The organism is Haliscomenobacter sp., assembly GCF_033763495.1.
Classification (GTDB): domain Bacteria; phylum Bacteroidota; class Bacteroidia; order Chitinophagales; family Saprospiraceae; genus Haliscomenobacter.
The window spans coordinates 1-14,915 of sequence record NZ_JANRKL010000180.1 but is presented as its reverse complement, the minus strand read 5'-3'; the positions used below and the strand labels follow the sequence as shown (position 1 = coordinate 14,915).

The 14,915-nt window shown below is 47.3% G+C and carries 15 protein-coding genes; 9 read left to right on the top strand and 6 right to left on the bottom strand.

Annotated elements, in window-relative coordinates; genetic code table 11:
- The first annotated feature begins 64 nt into the window (after window positions 1-64).
- From SFV55_RS19585 to SFV55_RS19575, 3 genes are all read left to right on the top strand, one after another.
- Window positions 65-370, top strand: a complete 306-nt coding sequence (locus tag SFV55_RS19585; RefSeq protein WP_320031235.1) for a DUF1330 domain-containing protein — start codon at window positions 65-67, stop codon at window positions 368-370.
- Between the two features lie 49 nt (window positions 371-419).
- Entirely contained in the window at window positions 420-2,477 is a 2,058-nt protein-coding gene (locus tag SFV55_RS19580) for a TonB-dependent receptor (RefSeq protein WP_320031234.1), read from the top strand.
- Between the two features lie 66 nt (window positions 2,478-2,543).
- Window positions 2,544-2,978, top strand: coding sequence for a hypothetical protein (locus SFV55_RS19575; protein WP_320031233.1), 435 nt, complete (start codon window positions 2,544-2,546; stop codon window positions 2,976-2,978).
- Between the two features lie 57 nt (window positions 2,979-3,035).
- Here the strand turns inward: SFV55_RS19575 and SFV55_RS19570 are convergent, their stop codons facing one another.
- Window positions 3,036-3,611 (bottom strand): DUF3109 family protein, encoded by a 576-nt coding sequence (locus SFV55_RS19570; RefSeq protein ID WP_320031232.1) that lies wholly within the window; start codon window positions 3,609-3,611, stop codon window positions 3,036-3,038.
- A 389-nt stretch (window positions 3,612-4,000) separates the two neighbouring features.
- Between SFV55_RS19570 and SFV55_RS19565 the strand changes: the two genes are divergently transcribed.
- Together SFV55_RS19565 and gcvH are read left to right on the top strand one after the other, a co-directional pair.
- A complete protein-coding gene (locus SFV55_RS19565; protein ID WP_320031231.1) occupies window positions 4,001-5,320 on the top strand; it encodes a citrate (Si)-synthase in 1,320 nt (439 codons plus the stop codon).
- 87 nt (window positions 5,321-5,407) lie between these two features.
- Window positions 5,408-5,791 carry a glycine cleavage system protein GcvH gene (gene gcvH / locus SFV55_RS19560; RefSeq protein ID WP_320031230.1) on the top strand — a complete coding sequence of 128 codons (384 nt, stop codon included), beginning with the start codon at window positions 5,408-5,410 and terminating at the stop codon, window positions 5,789-5,791.
- A 106-nt stretch (window positions 5,792-5,897) separates the two neighbouring features.
- Here the strand turns inward: gcvH and SFV55_RS19555 are convergent, their stop codons facing one another.
- The 5 genes from SFV55_RS19555 to lpxK form a co-directional block, all read right to left on the bottom strand.
- Window positions 5,898-6,755, bottom strand: a complete 858-nt coding sequence (locus SFV55_RS19555) for a DUF4349 domain-containing protein (RefSeq protein ID WP_320031229.1) — start codon at window positions 6,753-6,755, stop codon at window positions 5,898-5,900.
- Between the two features lie 227 nt (window positions 6,756-6,982).
- Window positions 6,983-7,600 carry an RNA polymerase sigma factor gene (locus SFV55_RS19550; protein WP_320031228.1) on the bottom strand — a complete coding sequence of 206 codons (618 nt, stop codon included), beginning with the start codon at window positions 7,598-7,600 and terminating at the stop codon, window positions 6,983-6,985.
- Window positions 7,588-8,670, bottom strand: a complete 1,083-nt coding sequence (locus SFV55_RS19545) for a glycosyltransferase (protein ID WP_320031227.1) — start codon at window positions 8,668-8,670, stop codon at window positions 7,588-7,590. Before SFV55_RS19545 ends, SFV55_RS19550 begins: the two co-directional genes overlap by 13 nt.
- A 45-nt stretch (window positions 8,671-8,715) precedes the next feature.
- Entirely contained in the window at window positions 8,716-10,035 is a 1,320-nt protein-coding gene (locus tag SFV55_RS19540; RefSeq protein ID WP_320031226.1) for a 1-acyl-sn-glycerol-3-phosphate acyltransferase, read from the bottom strand.
- 29 nt (window positions 10,036-10,064) lie between these two features.
- Window positions 10,065-11,132, bottom strand: a complete 1,068-nt coding sequence (gene lpxK, locus SFV55_RS19535; protein ID WP_320031225.1) for a tetraacyldisaccharide 4'-kinase — start codon at window positions 11,130-11,132, stop codon at window positions 10,065-10,067.
- 169 nt (window positions 11,133-11,301) lie between these two features.
- Between lpxK and SFV55_RS19530 the strand changes: the two genes are divergently transcribed.
- From SFV55_RS19530 to SFV55_RS19515, 4 genes are read left to right on the top strand one after another with little or no spacing between them, the layout of a single operon-like run.
- Complete coding sequence (locus SFV55_RS19530) at window positions 11,302-11,703, top strand: hypothetical protein (RefSeq protein ID WP_320031224.1); 402 nt, start codon at window positions 11,302-11,304, stop codon at window positions 11,701-11,703.
- Window positions 11,696-12,133 carry an HNH endonuclease signature motif containing protein gene (locus tag SFV55_RS19525; RefSeq protein WP_320031223.1) on the top strand — a complete coding sequence of 146 codons (438 nt, stop codon included), beginning with the start codon at window positions 11,696-11,698 and terminating at the stop codon, window positions 12,131-12,133. Before SFV55_RS19530 ends, SFV55_RS19525 begins: the two co-directional genes overlap by 8 nt.
- On the top strand, window positions 12,130-13,791 hold the full coding sequence (locus tag SFV55_RS19520; RefSeq protein ID WP_320031222.1) for a M1 family metallopeptidase: 1,662 nt from the start codon (window positions 12,130-12,132) through the stop codon (window positions 13,789-13,791). The genes SFV55_RS19525 and SFV55_RS19520 overlap by 4 nt, the downstream gene beginning before the upstream one ends.
- 12 nt (window positions 13,792-13,803) lie before the next feature.
- Window positions 13,804-14,856, top strand: coding sequence for a sugar phosphate isomerase/epimerase (locus tag SFV55_RS19515; RefSeq protein WP_320031221.1), 1,053 nt, complete (start codon window positions 13,804-13,806; stop codon window positions 14,854-14,856).
- Window positions 14,857-14,915 lie beyond the last annotated feature (59 nt).

Genomic DNA, 14,915 nt, shown 5'->3' with positions numbered 1-14,915 from the left:
GCTATTGCAACCTAAATCTTTCATCTCTCATCCCTCATCTTTCATCTCTCATCTTTCATTTACCATGCTCTACATCACCCAACTCATCTACCTCAAACCCGGACAGGAGGCCATTTTTGACGACTTTGAAGCCATTGCACTTCCCGGTATTCCTCGTTACAACGGACGTTTGTTGTTTCGCTTACGGCCTGGAAATACAGCGGATTACATCGAATTACACCTCGAACAACCTTATGAAATTCATTTGGTGGAATTCCCTTCCGAACTTGACTTTCAAGGGTACATGCAGGATGAAACCCGCAAGCAGTTTTTGCATCTGAAAGAGCAGTCTATTCAATCGGCGGTATTGATTAAGGGTGAAAAGTTGTAAACAAGTCTGCTATATTTGTTGCTGCTCAATCACCCACAATTCAAAAACCATGCGCTGCTACCTCCTGCTACTACTTGTAAGCCTGCATTTTTGCCTTTTTGCTCAAGACCAAACACCCCAAGACACCTTACGCACCCTCGATATTGCGCCCATCACCGTGAGCGCTTCCCGCTTTGAGGCACAATACAACCGCTTGCCTTTTGCCATCAGTGTGCTGAACAAAAGTCAGATCCAACGGGCTCAGGCACAATTGTCGCTCAATGAATCACTCGTGGCCGTGCCGGGTGTATTCACCCTCAATCCGGATAATTTTTCACAGGATTTGCGCATTTCCATTCGTGGTTTTGGCGCACGCGCAGCCTTTGGCATTCGGGGGATTCGCCTGTTTGTGGATGGCTTGCCCGAATCTACGCCCGATGGGCAGGCCGATGTAGACAACGTGGATGCAGGAGCCTTGCAACGAATGGAACTGTTGCGCGGCGCTTCGGCTGGTTTGTATGGCAATGCCTCGGGTGGAGTACTCAATTTCTTCACCGAAGAACCCAGCAAACGGGCTTTTGCCGAAAGCCAGGCCATTCTGGGCAGTTTTGGATTCCAGCGGTATCAGCTTAAAACGGGCTTTATGGCTGGCAAACTGGGCGTATTCGCCAGTGCCTCACAAAACCGCATGGAAGGCTACCGCGCCCAAAGTGCCGTGCAACAAACGACCTTGAACCTCAAGCTGCGCTACCACTTGAGCGATGATACCCGGCTATCTCTGCTGGTCAATTACGGCAACAGCCCTTATGCCCAGGATGCCGGTGGGCTCACCAGCGAACAAGTCACTGCCGATCGCCGTCAGGCTCGCGCGGCCAATGTACAATTCAATGCCGGAGAAGAGGTCACTCAAGGGCGGGTAGGACTCGTTTTTGAAAAACAATTTTCTGCCAAACATAGCCTCACTGCCCGGACTTTCCTTACCAATCGGGATTTTGCCAATCGTTTGGCCTTCCAGGGTGGTGGCTGGGTCGAATTTCAGAGGAGTTTTGGTGGCGTTGGCATTACCTATGCCTATACCAGTGGCCCCTACCGCTCACAATTGGGTGTGGAGTGGAACGATCAACGCGATGACCGCCAACGCTACAACAACGACAATGGCAAAAGAGGCAATCAAACTTTTGATCAAATTGAAAAATTCCGCAGCACCGGGGCTTTTTGGCTGAATGAATTGGCGCTGGGAAAAAAACTGACGCTTACTGCCGCGACTCGTTATGATGCTCTGCGCCTCAGTTCCGCTGATGCATTTTTGACCGATGGCAATCAAAGTGGGGAACAAAATTTTGACCGCTTTAATCCTAGTGTGGGTGCCGTTTTTGTAGCCAGTAAATGGGCGAATATTTATGCCAATGTGGCCAGCAATTTTGAAACCCCTACCCTCACTGAGTTGTCAGCTAACCCTAGCAACTTGGGTGGTTTCAACCCCGATTTGAACCCACAACGCTCCTTGAATTACGAATTGGGCACCAAACTCCTGGTCAACGACCGATTGGGGCTCGATCTCGCCCTTTTCCAAATCAACTTACAAGACGAATTGGTGCCTTATCAACTGGCTGCTGCTCCCGGGCGTACTTTTTTCCGCAATGCTGGAAAATCGCTCCGCAAAGGAATCGAGGCTGCCCTCAATTTGCGTCTGGAGGAAGGCCTGTACCTGACCCTCAATTACACTTATTCCGACTTCAATTACGAAGAGTACACCGCCAATGGCAACAGTTTTGCTGGCAACGCCCAACCAGCGGTGCCAAAACACCATTTGTTCAGCATTTTGCAGTGGGCGCATCGGTCGGGTTTTTTCATTGCAGCACAGGCGCGTAGCATCAGCAAAGTGTTTGTAAACGATGCCAATAGTGCCACTGCGGCAGGATCTACCTTGGCGTCGATGCGGGTAGGGCATGCTTTCAACTTGGGCAAACAGTGGCGGATTGAACCCTTTGCGGGCATCAACAATATTTTTGGAACGGAGTACACCGGCAATATTTTGCTCAATGCCGTAGGGAATCGTTTTTATGAGCCAGGCGTGGCTCAAGCGACCTATTATGGCGGGTTAAAATTGAGCTGGAAGAAAAGCTAAAAAGCTGGCTGCAACAAGTGACTACAAAAACGGAATAACTCACATTTAACCATCAATTCATTGATCATGTCAAGCAGATTTACCCTTTTCGCCTTTTTCCTTTTCCTATTCCTGAGCGCTTGCAATGGCCAAAAACCAGATGGCACTCCAACTGTAGGTGGAGACAAGGATAAGCACGGTTGTATTGGATCAGCAGGCTACCAATGGTCTGAACTGCGTGGCGAATGCATCCGGCTTTTTGAAGCAGGTATTCGCCTCGATCCTCAGGCCAAGGAGTTGAACCAGACCACTTCAGCCTTCATTGTTTTTAAATCGATGGATGAGGATGCTAAGGTCGAGCTTTTTTTACCCGGCGAAAAAGCCATGATTCTACCCAAGGTAGGCCAGCAAGATGCAGGCACCTGGAAAAATAAAAAATACACCGTGAAGCAGTGGCGGGGAATGTATTCGGTGGAAAACAGTAAGAAAAAATTGTTGTACCAAGGTGCGGCTAAAAAGTAAAGTAAATTCCATCATCAGTGAGGCTAAAACGTACAATTGCCTCACTGATGGCTCATTTTACTCCTCCAAAACCTTGGCCGCTTCACACAACTCCTCGTAAAAATCTTCTCCGTACTTCCGAATCAAGGCATCCTTCAGGAAGACATAAACGGGTACTTTTTCTTTTTTGCCCAGGGTACAGGCACCAGAACAGATGTGCCAGCGCTCATAGTTCAAACCTTCAAATCCGGCCACTTCCGACTTTGCTCGAATCGGATACAAATGACAGGAAATGGGTTTTAAAAAAGGGCTTGCCCCGGCCTGGTGTGCCAATTCAATACCACACTTTGCAATGCCATTAATATCGTAGGTAAGATAGGCACAGGCAGCGCCATTGACAAGTGGCGTCCCATAGCCACCCATCTCTTCAAAGTAGGTGTATTTGCCCTGCGCTTCAATCGCAGCCCGACCATCGCTGGTCAAAAAGTCCTTAATGGAATCATAAATTTCATCCAGAATGGGCAATTCTGCCTTTTCCAAGGGCGCACCAAAGTCTCCTTCCCAGCAACAGGCCCCCTTACAAGCATCCAAATCACAAATGAAATGCTCTTGTACTATTTCATCACTAATCAATACATCGTTTACAACCAACATGCTAGTAGCTTAAATGAGCAACAAAACTAAAAAAGAAGCGCTAAGGAGACACAGATCATCTAAAAAAACCAATTTATTATTGCATTTTTACGGAAACAGCTACCTTAAGCCAACCCTGGGACGTTTAAGGCGTTTTAATTTCGATTTCGGGTCAGGTAGAGCCGCACGCCATACGTCTGTATTTGGAAAATAAATTGCGGCAGCGTCAGAAATCCTTGCCAAATTGTTTTCATTTGGCGGAATGAATGTAATATTTTTGCGGCCTGAAATACTGTCGCAGAATATCTGTCAGGGGTGAAAAAAATGAACATTTATTTTTGCCCCGCTACCAAAGGTGATTGCCCCAACTAAGCAAGCGAATAACATTACTAACCATAACACTTACTTGAATGGATACCCTCAAGAAAAAATTCTACGAGAAATCCAGCGCACTCAAAGTCGAAATCAAATCCTTGCTCAAGGAGCACAGCGAATTGATGGTGGATGACGTAAACCTCGGACAGATTTATGGCGGTGCCCGCGACATCAAAATGATGGTTTGGGAAACCTCCGAATTGGACGCAATGGAAGGTATCCGCTTTCGGAATATGTCGATTCCGGAATTGAAAGCACAACTCCCCAAAGGTAAAGACGGCAAAGAACCACTGCCCGAAGCATTGTTTTGGTTGATGTTGGTTGGTGAAGTGCCTACACAGGCTGAGGCAGATGGGCTGACCGAAGAATGGCGCAAACGTGCTACGGTACCTGCCCATGTGTTTACTACCCTGGATGCGCTACCTGCGAACACTCACGCCATGACTCAGTTCTCGATTGCCATCAACGCCATGCAAACCGAGAGCATCTTTGCGGCCCGTTACGATGAAGGAATGCCCAAAGATGAGTATTGGGATGCGACTTATGAGGACACGATGAACCTCATTGCCCGTTTGCCTCAGGTTGCCGCATACATTTACCGCCGCACTTATGCCGGTGGAAACCATATTGCCCCCAGCGCTACTGAAGACTGGTCAGGCAACTACGCGCACATGCTGGGTTTTGAAAACGAAGAGTTCAAAGCCCTGATGCGTTTGTACCTGACTATCCACGCTGACCACGAAGGAGGTAACGCCTCTGCACACACCACCCACCTGGTTGGTTCTACCCTCAGCGACCCTTACCTGACTTTTGCAGCAGGCATGAACGCATTGGCTGGCCCACTCCACGGTTTGGCCAATCAGGAAGTGATCAAGTGGATCTTCGATATGTTGGATGAGTTGGGCACTACTACACCAAGCAAAGAGCAAATCGCCGATTACGTACACGCTACCTTGGCAAAAGGGCAGGTCGTTCCGGGGTATGGGCATGCGGTATTGCGTCGCCCGGATCCACGATTTATGGCTCAAATGGAATTTGCCAAAGAATACATCCGCCACGATGATGTGGTAGAAGTAGTTTGGAAGGTATTCGATGTAGTTCCCGGAATTTTGAGCAGCCTCGGCAAGGTCAAAAATCCCTGGCCAAACGTGGATGCACACTCTGGTGCCCTGCTGGTGCACTATGGCCTGAAAGAATACGGGTATTACACGGTTTTGTTCGGCGTTTCCCGAGCCTTGGGTGTATTGGCCGCTTTGTGCTGGTCGCGCGCTTTGGGTTTCCCGCTGGAGCGGCCAAAATCGGTAACTACCGAATGGGTGAAACAATTCCTGGCCGAGCATAAGGCCAAAGCATAAGTTGAGTAATCGGCGCTTCGACTCCGCTCAGCGACCGATTACTCAACCGACCAAAGAAACCAATTTTAAACTCTCAACGATTCAGACATGAATTTTCCTCAAGACTTGCGTTACACCTCTGAGCACGAATGGGTACGCGTAACGGAAGGCAATATTGCCACCATCGGCATCACTGATTTTGCTCAGGGCGAATTGGGCGATATCGTTTATGTAGACATTGACAGCATAGGCAATCAGCTGAACGCCAACGAAGTATTCGGCTCCGTTGAAGCGGTAAAAACCGTTTCTGACCTGTTCATGCCCGTTGATGGCAAGGTATTGGAAGTGAATGCGGCCCTGGACGGCTCACCTGATTTGGTCAATACGGATCCTTACGGTGAAGGCTGGATCATCAAAATAGAAATGAGTGATCCTTCGCAATTGGAAGGATTGATGGATGCTGCTGCTTATGAAAGTAGTGTAGCGGGATAAATGCCTATTCTGGCGTTGCGTCGAACTCCCCGAAAGTTCTAAACTTTCGGGGAGTCGAGTTGAAGATTTTAGAATTGGATCCAGAATGATCCGAAGCTCTGCCCTCTTAGTCCTGTGTCCTATTTTTCAATTTTCTCCGAATATACCGCTGTAAAAAATACCCGCTTACAACTAGAATCAGAATGGTTGACCAATTGGCGACCAAGCCAAACAATAGGGAAACAAAATTATCCCAGCCTTGTAAAAAAGCCCTTCCAAAGTTCCGATCATTGCTTGCCAGAGAAGGCATTTTTTTATAAAACTGTACATCTAAAGTTGAATAATCCACGCGGTTGTTGAGGTAGCGCAATCGGCCTTCAACTGCTTCAATTTCCGCCCTTAACGCTCCTATTTGTTCTTCGATTTCCAAAATTTCTGAAACCTTATTTGCCCGCTTGAGGAGTTCCTGATACCGCTGTTCAAGTTGTTTTTTAGTTTTTAATCGTGCTTCCGCATCCACAAATTCCTCGGTCACATCGGTAGCTTCGATGGTTTTTGTATCAAAACGTTTGACTCCTTCACTAACAGCTTTTATCAGATTGTCAAAATTACGGGAAGGCACCCGAATGGTCAGGTGTTGGACGATCCGGTCGTACTGGTTGGAGCTTGATTCATTACTCAGGAATGCCTGGTTGCTTTGTGCTGCCTGGCGAACCCGTTGATAGGTAGCCTCAAGGTTGGATGTCTCAAATTCCAGCGTGCCCGTTTTGATGAGTTTAGGTTCAATTGGTGTGCTGACTTCATTTTCGCCCGGAGGAGGTGGTGGCGGTGGTGGTGGTTCCTGAAATTTTACATTGTACTCCTCAGTCTGAGGAGCCGCGGAATCTTCTGCATCAACATTTTCAAAATTGCCTGAACTACTCTGGCAAGTACTGAATAAAATGCTGCATAGCAATAAGCCACACCATAGGGATAAGGTACGCATAATCAGGGATTTTTAGTTACCATAACAGATGCTAAGGTAATCCAAAATGGTGTGCCCTGAGTGGTAGAATTTCGGATTTCGGGATTTCGAATTTCGGTGTGGTGCTGCTTCTACCCTATTGAAGTGTGTAAAACCGTGGCATTCCTAATTTGAAATACTAAGTTTTACACGCAACAATAATAAAAGCAGCGCACCTCCGAAATCCGAAATCACGATATCCGAAATCCTCAATACGCTGCTGCTTCCGGTGTACACAACATGTCGTGAAGGATTTCCCGGGCCCGGTGCAATTGTGCTTTTACGGTCCCCAGTGGGATTTGTAACTCATCGGCGATTTCAGCGTAGGTCAGGTTTTCGTAATAGCGCAGTTCCAACATCATTTGGTAACGCTCGCTGAGCTGAGCGATCAAATTGCGGAGGAGGTGTCTTTTTTGCAAACTGATGAGGCTTTCCTCGGGGTTCAAAGTTTTGGAGCGAACGTTTTCTGAAAATCGCCCTTCAAATTCTTCACACATCCGGGCGTCGATGGAAAGGGTTTGTAAACGACGCTTACGCTGGTGGTCAATACAGTGATTGATGGCGATCCGTTGTAGCCAGGTGCCAAAAGCGAAATGAGGACGATAAGTGCCCAGATTACTAAAAGCTTTGCCAAAGGACTCCATTGCCAGGTCTTCTGCATCGACCCGATTGGGTACGATTTTTTGGATGGCGCGCATCAAGCTGCCTTGATGCCGTTCTACCAAAATGCTGTATGCACGTTGATTGCCATTTACAGCGAGTTCAACCAGGCTGTGGTCGTCTTTGCCCCGGCGACGGGCTTTGTTGTTTTGTGCTAGTGTTTCCATGATGTTCGTGGGTTGCCGATTATCAAAACCGGCGCGAACACGAAGTAGTAGAAAAGGTACATCAAATCTAGGAGAAGCATCCAAGGCCAGAGAGAAAGCGCTTTCAGGCGGCTAAAGATGGGTCTGCTTACCATTGCTACTACCGTGGCTCGCGCCAGGTAAAAAATCAAAACAATGCCCCAATGACCCGAGTATAAGCCCCAAGCCAAAGCTCCGACGTAGTGGAAGAAATGGCTGGCTGACAACATGCCCAACACCACCTGATGCAGTGGTTTGTAGCGGGTGCCAGTGGTCAAATGGCGCGTTTTTTGATGGTAGTAGCCTCCCCAAGTCATTTTGGGGATGGTAAAAACAAAACTTTCTGAAGCCAATTGCACTGCCGTGTTTTTCCTCGTTGCTACGGCATTGACAAATAAATCATCGTCACCGGAAGCGAGGTCCAAATGTGTAGAAAAACCTTGTTGTTGTTGATAGAGTGATTTGTGGTAAATCAAATTCCTACCAACGCCCATATAAGGCATACCCACGATGGAAAAGGAAAAATACTGAATAGCAGTGTAAATGGCCTCAAAGCAGATGAAACGATTGAGCAAACCGTTTCGGTATTCATACGGACTATAGCCTAGTCCAATTAAAACCTCATCTTTAATCAAAGACTGCATGTGCCGGATCCAATGGGGGGAGGATGGGTAGCAGTCTGCGTCACTTAACAAAAGCAAATCATATTTTGCGGCTGCAATCCCCACCTGTAAAGCGAACTTTTTTCCAGGTGGATGTTGCTCTGTTATCGTAACGGGATGTAAGATCGAATATTTTTTTTGAAACGCCAACAAAATTTTTTCAGTTTCATCAACAGAATTATCGTTTACGACCACAACTTCAAAGAAAGGGTAGTCTTGGGCGAGAAAACGGTCCAGATATTTGCTCAAATTGTCCGCTTCGTTACATCCACAAATGACAATGGAAATGGGAGGAAGCACTTCATTTGGAAGATTTAGCGCACACGAAGCATTTTTAGCAGAATAATGGCCCAAGCGCGCAAAAACCAGCAGCCAAAACAACAACTGCACTATCGTCGCTCCGACAAACACAATTGCAAGGATGCTGGACATCATTTAGTATTGAATTGATTGTAAAAACGTCTCCAATTGCAGTGCCAACGCTTTTCTTTCTTTTGCCAATTTATGCTTGATTGGCCCCATCTTGTTCAGCTTTACAAAGGAAAAACCATTTTCCATGTAACGCCGATTCAGGCTGGTGATTCTACCAGTTACAGCAATAGCGAGCAAATAGACCCAGCTCCAGCTTGTGCTCGTAAGCGCTTCAAGCAATAAAGATTGCAACAGGTAAAAAATGGGCAAAGCCAGCAAGCCAACACTGAGTTCCACCGCTGATTTATAGCCAATGTGCAAATCTAGTTTGCGTACAGCAAAGCGACACAAGGCAATTAAAGGCCAATGATTCAACCAGGCAAAAGCCCAGACTGGTGCCAATAGCCAAAATTTCAATTGTTTGCGCAGGCGCGCTGAACGCCCGATTTGCTGCAAAAATACCGCCCCCGAGCGCACCTGCGTAGATTTAAGTGCCAGGGCATAATTTTTCACCTGCAAAACAAAACCATCATATACCTCCGGATGCTCAATGGCATAATTGCGCAAATGGAGCAATAGGGCTTTACTGCGCTGAAAAAAGGCAGGCAGCGCCAGAGGTGCCTCATCGCGCAGTATTTCTTCCAACACATGCAAAAGTTGATCTTCCTCTTCGTCCTTTACATTGAGGAGTAAATCCTGCATGCGTTTTTCCAAAAGTGCCGTCAAATTGCGCACAGCACCTTGGTGGTCCTGAGCATTGGCCTCGGCAAAATCATGGAGTGTAATGGGTTCCCCAGCCTGAATCAACATTTCACTCCCAAACTGTTCCTTATCACCATAATAAGTGTAGCCTAATGGAAGAATGTGCAAGCCCAGTTGAAAATTCCGTTGTTCCTCGGCACTCAGGCTGATGCGGGCAGTGCCCGTTTTTAAGGGCAACAAATTGCGTTCCAACTCATTTCCACCATCCGGGGCGATGAATAAGTTTCTCCCGGCCAATAGGTGATCGATGGCTTGGCGAAAAGAATCGTCATTATTGACAGGGCCTCCATTGTTGTCCTTGCGTCGTTCGAGGGGAATACAAAACAAAAAGCGCAGGATTTTACCCAGCCAATCGGGTTTAAACAAACGGGCCATGGCCAAAAAATACACAGGTTCGTTAACCCAAACGGCGCCATTTAGGGCATCCATCAAAGTGTTAGGGTGATTGCCTGTAACAATGGTTGGGCCACTGATTTTCAATTTCCTTTTCCCAGAAAATGCAATTCGTGGATAATACACATGGGCCACCAACTTGACCAGTGTTTTTAAAAGGGCATACACAATACGTTGTAAAGGACTCACGATGTAGGGATTTGGGTAAAAATAAGTGCTTAAACCTTAAAATTGAGCAAATAATTTTGAATCATTTGATCAAACAGAGGCCCTTCATTGAATAAAAACTCCACCTGAATGGGCAGCACAAAGATGGGCATGTCCTCCTTGAGGATGTATTCCCGGTGAGCTTCCAGCCGCATGGCATCTTTTTCGGTGGTCAGAATCAATTTGTTGGGGGACTTGATGCGCAGGAATTGTGCACGAATTTCCAATAAATCTTCATCTGAAAAATTGTGGTGATCGGCATATTCCTGACTGGTTACTGTAGCCACCAGAGAGTTGAGATAGGACATCAAATAATCCGTACCAGCAATGGCACTCAACAATTGTAAGTCGGTATCCTTATCGAGGATTTTTTTGTAGCCTGGATTGAAAATATAATAAGGATCACCATAAGTGTACTGGGTAAAAAAGACTTTTTGATGGGCCAGAGGTTTCAGTTTTTCTAGCATTTGATGTTTTTGCTCGATGTTCAGATCGGGAGGGCATTTGCTGACAATCAATACATCGGCCCGCTGGTAGGCAGAGCGCCATTCCCGTAACCGACCGGAGGGCATTAAAAAATCTTCAAAAAATGGCCGGGTATACTCGGTCAACATGATGTTCAGCCCGGGGATTACAGCGCGGTGTTGGAATGCATCGTCGAGCAAAATGGCTTGTAATGCCGGATGGCGTCCGACCATCTGGGGAATACCATAAGCCCGGTTTTCACAAACCGAAACGGCCACATCCGGGAATTTTCGCCGAAATTGCAAAGGTTCATCACCCACTTCCGTAGCGCTGTGATCGGCCTCCACATCCAGATAGCCAGAGGTATTGCGCTTGTAGCCCCTACTCAGGGTACCCACTTCGATGTAATCGTGTAGCAATCGCAAGAGGTATTCTATATGTGGCGTTTTGCCGGCTCCACCGACCGATAGGTTGCCGACCGAAATAACAGGCAGATTAAATTTGACCGAGCGAATCAGTCCAGAGTTGTAAAAACTGTTGCGAACACTGATGCCAATGCCGTACAAAAGGGACAATGGTGCGAGCAAGAGTTTGACGATGATGTTGTCGAGCATGAGCTATTTTCCAAATACTTGATGTGCAGGGATTTGAAAGTCGGCCAGAACGGGGGCTGCCGAGCAGATATCGCTGTCGCTGCAAGTGGTTGCTGAACAAAAATACTTCTTTCACTTAAAAAACGTATTTTTGTATAGAACAGTTTCGATCACCACGAAATTTTAGGCTATGGCTAGTGTACAAGCTTCACCTCCAAAATTGAGTCCAGAACAAATCCTGGAACAAATGGGGCAACTTGCCTTGAGTGACCTTGAGCAAGTAATGAACAAAGGGTATTATCTGCTTGCTGAAAAAAAAGCGCCACATTTGTCGAAGCGGGAAACGGAGTTGTTTATGGAAATCAACAAGGGTTTTGAGCAAGAATTTCAAGACCGATACGATTTATTAAAAGAAAAACTAGAAAATGAAACAATGAATCTATTGGAAAATGAAGAGTTCATTGGCATGACCGAGATTGTGGAAGCCAGAAACGTTACCAGGCTTCAATGCATCGTGGAATTGGCACAATTACGTAAAGTTACTGTTCCTGAATTGATGAACCAATTGGGTCTCATTAAGCACAATGGCTAGAATTTATATTACCCAAACGCTTCGCAAAAAAATAATCGCACTCGCTCATAATCGGTGTGAGTATTGCCAAAGTATGGCCGATTATTCTAATCAACCTTTTGTCATCGAACACATCATTCCGGTTGTTAAAGGTGGCCAAACAATCGAAGAAAATTTAGCTTTTGCTTGCGACGGGTGCAATGGCCACAAATATGATAAAATCTCAGGTATTGATCCTTTCGATAAAATCGAAGTTCCTCTGTTTCATCCACGAACAGATCATTGGAATGATCATTTTGAATGGAATGAGGACTATACACAAATTTTAGGAAAAACGTCCACGGGAAGAGCTACCATTGTAACCCTAAAGCTAAATCGTTCTGGACTAATCAATAGCAGAAGTGTTTTCGTTTTAGTGGGCTTACACCCTCCATCTAATCAAATATCATGATGAAAAGAATCATTTTTTTGCTCCAGTGTTTCCTTTTACTTGGAAGCTATCCCATTTTCGCCCAAATCCCCATCCTCGACTCCGGCGGCCCTCTCAGCCCTGAACAGGCCGCCTACGACGTCACTTTTTACGACCTTAGTGTGGGCATCAAGCCTGAGACCCGGGAAATTGACGGGCAGGTCATTGTGCGTGCCAGGGTGGTTCATCCGATGAATCAATTGGTGCTGGATTTGGATACCTTGCTGAGTGTTCGGGAAATCTGGGATTTATCCAATCCACAAAAACCCATTGTAGCTCCCTTTGTACGCAAAGTTGGCCAAATATGGATCGACCTCGGCTTTACCCGCCAGGCGGGAGAACAGGTTCAAGTACGCATCCTCTACGGGGGCAAACCCCGTGTGGCGGCCCGCGCGCCCTGGGATGGTGGCTTTACCTGGGCGACGACCAAATCCGGCGCACCCTGGATCACCACCACTTGTCAGGGCGAGGGAGCCGACCTCTGGTGGCCCTGCAAAGACCACGTATCTGACGAACCGGACTCCATGGCCTTCAATGTGCGGGTGCCCGAGCCCCTGGTGGCTGCCTGCAATGGCCGTTTACGCAGCACCAGCAAACACAAGGACGGTACCCAGACCTTCCACTGGTATATTTCTACCCCTATCAACATATACAACGTAGCCCTCAACCTTGCGCCTTACCGCAGCATCGAAGGTCCCTACAAAAGTATAACCGGAGAAACTTTCCCAGTGGTGTTTTATGTATTGCCCGATGATTATGAGAAAGGGAAAAAACTCTTTACCGAGATTTTTGAGCACATCCAATTTTACGAAAAAATGCTGGGCCCCTACCCTTTTCGCATCGACAAATACGGCGTCGCTCAAACCCCACACCTGGGTATGGAGCACCAAAGCATCATTGCCTACGGTGCCAACTTCAACAATGGCAGCATGACCGGGGGCAAAGATTGGGGCTTCGACGCCCTGCACCACCACGAATTTGGGCATGAATGGTGGGGCAACCTGGTGACCAATTACGATTGGAAAGACATGTGGATCCACGAAGGTTTTTGTACCTACATGCAAGCCTTGTACATGGAGGAGTTGAAAGGAATCAAGGGTTACCACGATTACATGAATGCTTCGCGGCGTTTTCCCAATAATTTGGCCGTTGCACCATTGGCTTCGCAAAGTTCCAAACAGATTTACCGCGCACCGATTTATACCAAAGGGGCCTGGATTTTGCATGCCCTGCGCGCAGTCATTGGCAAGGAAGCACTGCTCAAATCCATGCGCCGCTTGTGCTATGATACGCCGGAAGCGGAAAAAATCAAGGACGGTCGTCAGTGTCACTTTGTAACCACTGCCGATTTTCAATTGATTTGTGAGCAGGAAAGTGGCAAAGCACTGGGTTGGTTTTTTGATGTTTACCTCCGCCAGCCACAGCTGCCCAAACTGGTTACCAAGGTAGAAGGCCAGCAGATCAGCTTACATTGGGAAACGCCTCAGAATTTACCCTTCTCTTTCCCTGTGGAGATAAAAATTAATGGAAAAATTCAGCGCCTTGATTTGGGTAAAGAAACCATTACCTTATCTTTCAACCCGGGAGACAAACCCGAAGTTGACCCAGACCGTTGGGGACTTTATGACATTGCAAAATAACCTATAGCAGACATGAAAACGATACAAGGACCCGCCATTTTTCTGGCGCAGTTCATGGGCGATGAAGCCCCATTCAATAGCCTGGACAGCGTATGCCAGTGGGCTGCAGGCCTGGGCTACGAAGGCATTCAAATTCCAACCTGGGATAGTCGTTTGATCGACCTCAAAAAAGCCGCCGAAAGCAAAAGCTATTGCGATGAGTTGGTGGGCAAAATTGACGATTATGGCCTGTCCATCACCGAATTGTCCACGCACTTGCAAGGGCAACTGGTAGCTGTACACCCCGCTTACGATGCCATGTTTGATGGTTTTGCCCCCGCCGAAGTGCATGGCAATCCCAAGGCACGCACCGAATGGGCGGTACAGCAATTGAAATGGGGCGCACAGGCAAGCAAAAACTTGGGTTTGACCTCACACGTCACTTTCTCTGGTGCTTTGCTGTGGCCATTTTTGTACCCTTGGCCCCAACGGCCAGCAGGATTGGTAGAAACCGGTTTCAAAGAACTGGCCGCCCGTTGGAAACCAATTCTGGATGTATTTGAAGACAACGGGGTGGATGCTTGTTACGAGTTGCACCCAGGTGAAGACCTACACGATGGGGTAACCTTCGAGATGTTTGTAGACTATCTCGGTGGCCACCCACGTGCCAACATCAACTACGACCCCAGCCACTTTGTGCTACAATGTCTGGATTATGTAGCTTTCATCGACCTTTATCACGACCGCATCAAGGCATTCCACGTAAAGGATGCCGAGTTTAACCCCAGTGGCTCTCAAGGGGTATACAGTGGCTTCCAGGGCTGGGTGAACCGCGCTGGACGCTTCCGCTCCCTGGGAGATGGTCAGGTAGACTTTAGTGCCATCTTCAGCAAATTGTCGCAGTACGATTACGATGGCTGGGCGGTATTGGAATGGGAATGTTGCATCAAGAGCCCGGAACAAGGCGCTGAGGAAGGTGCACAGTTCATTGCCGACCACATTATTCAGGTGACGGAGAAGGCATTTGATGATTTTGCAGGTGCAGGATCGGATGAGGCCTTTAACCGGAAGGTGTTGGGGATTTAAGGAAAGTGAGTCTCAAAAACTCAAGGATCAGCTCTTGATTTTGACAAATTATACGCGGT

Excerpts from the sequence above, each read along its gene's own strand:
- SFV55_RS19585 (WP_320031235.1), top strand. The coding sequence starts at position 65 with ATGCTCTACATCACCCAACTCATCTACCTCAAACCCGGACAGGAGGCC.
- SFV55_RS19580 (WP_320031234.1), top strand. The coding sequence starts at position 420 with ATGCGCTGCTACCTCCTGCTACTACTTGTAAGCCTGCATTTTTGCCTT.
- SFV55_RS19575 (WP_320031233.1), top strand. The coding sequence starts at position 2,544 with ATGTCAAGCAGATTTACCCTTTTCGCCTTTTTCCTTTTCCTATTCCTG.
- SFV55_RS19570 (WP_320031232.1), bottom strand. The coding sequence starts at position 3,611 with ATGTTGGTTGTAAACGATGTATTGATTAGTGATGAAATAGTACAAGAG.
- SFV55_RS19565 (WP_320031231.1), top strand. The coding sequence starts at position 4,001 with ATGGATACCCTCAAGAAAAAATTCTACGAGAAATCCAGCGCACTCAAA.
- gcvH (WP_320031230.1), top strand. The coding sequence starts at position 5,408 with ATGAATTTTCCTCAAGACTTGCGTTACACCTCTGAGCACGAATGGGTA.
- SFV55_RS19555 (WP_320031229.1), bottom strand. The coding sequence starts at position 6,755 with ATGCGTACCTTATCCCTATGGTGTGGCTTATTGCTATGCAGCATTTTA.
- SFV55_RS19550 (WP_320031228.1), bottom strand. The coding sequence starts at position 7,600 with ATGGAAACACTAGCACAAAACAACAAAGCCCGTCGCCGGGGCAAAGAC.
- lpxK (WP_320031225.1), bottom strand. The coding sequence starts at position 11,132 with ATGCTCGACAACATCATCGTCAAACTCTTGCTCGCACCATTGTCCCTT.
- SFV55_RS19530 (WP_320031224.1), top strand. The coding sequence starts at position 11,302 with ATGGCTAGTGTACAAGCTTCACCTCCAAAATTGAGTCCAGAACAAATC.
- SFV55_RS19525 (WP_320031223.1), top strand. The coding sequence starts at position 11,696 with ATGGCTAGAATTTATATTACCCAAACGCTTCGCAAAAAAATAATCGCA.
- SFV55_RS19520 (WP_320031222.1), top strand. The coding sequence starts at position 12,130 with ATGATGAAAAGAATCATTTTTTTGCTCCAGTGTTTCCTTTTACTTGGA.
- SFV55_RS19515 (WP_320031221.1), top strand. The coding sequence starts at position 13,804 with ATGAAAACGATACAAGGACCCGCCATTTTTCTGGCGCAGTTCATGGGC.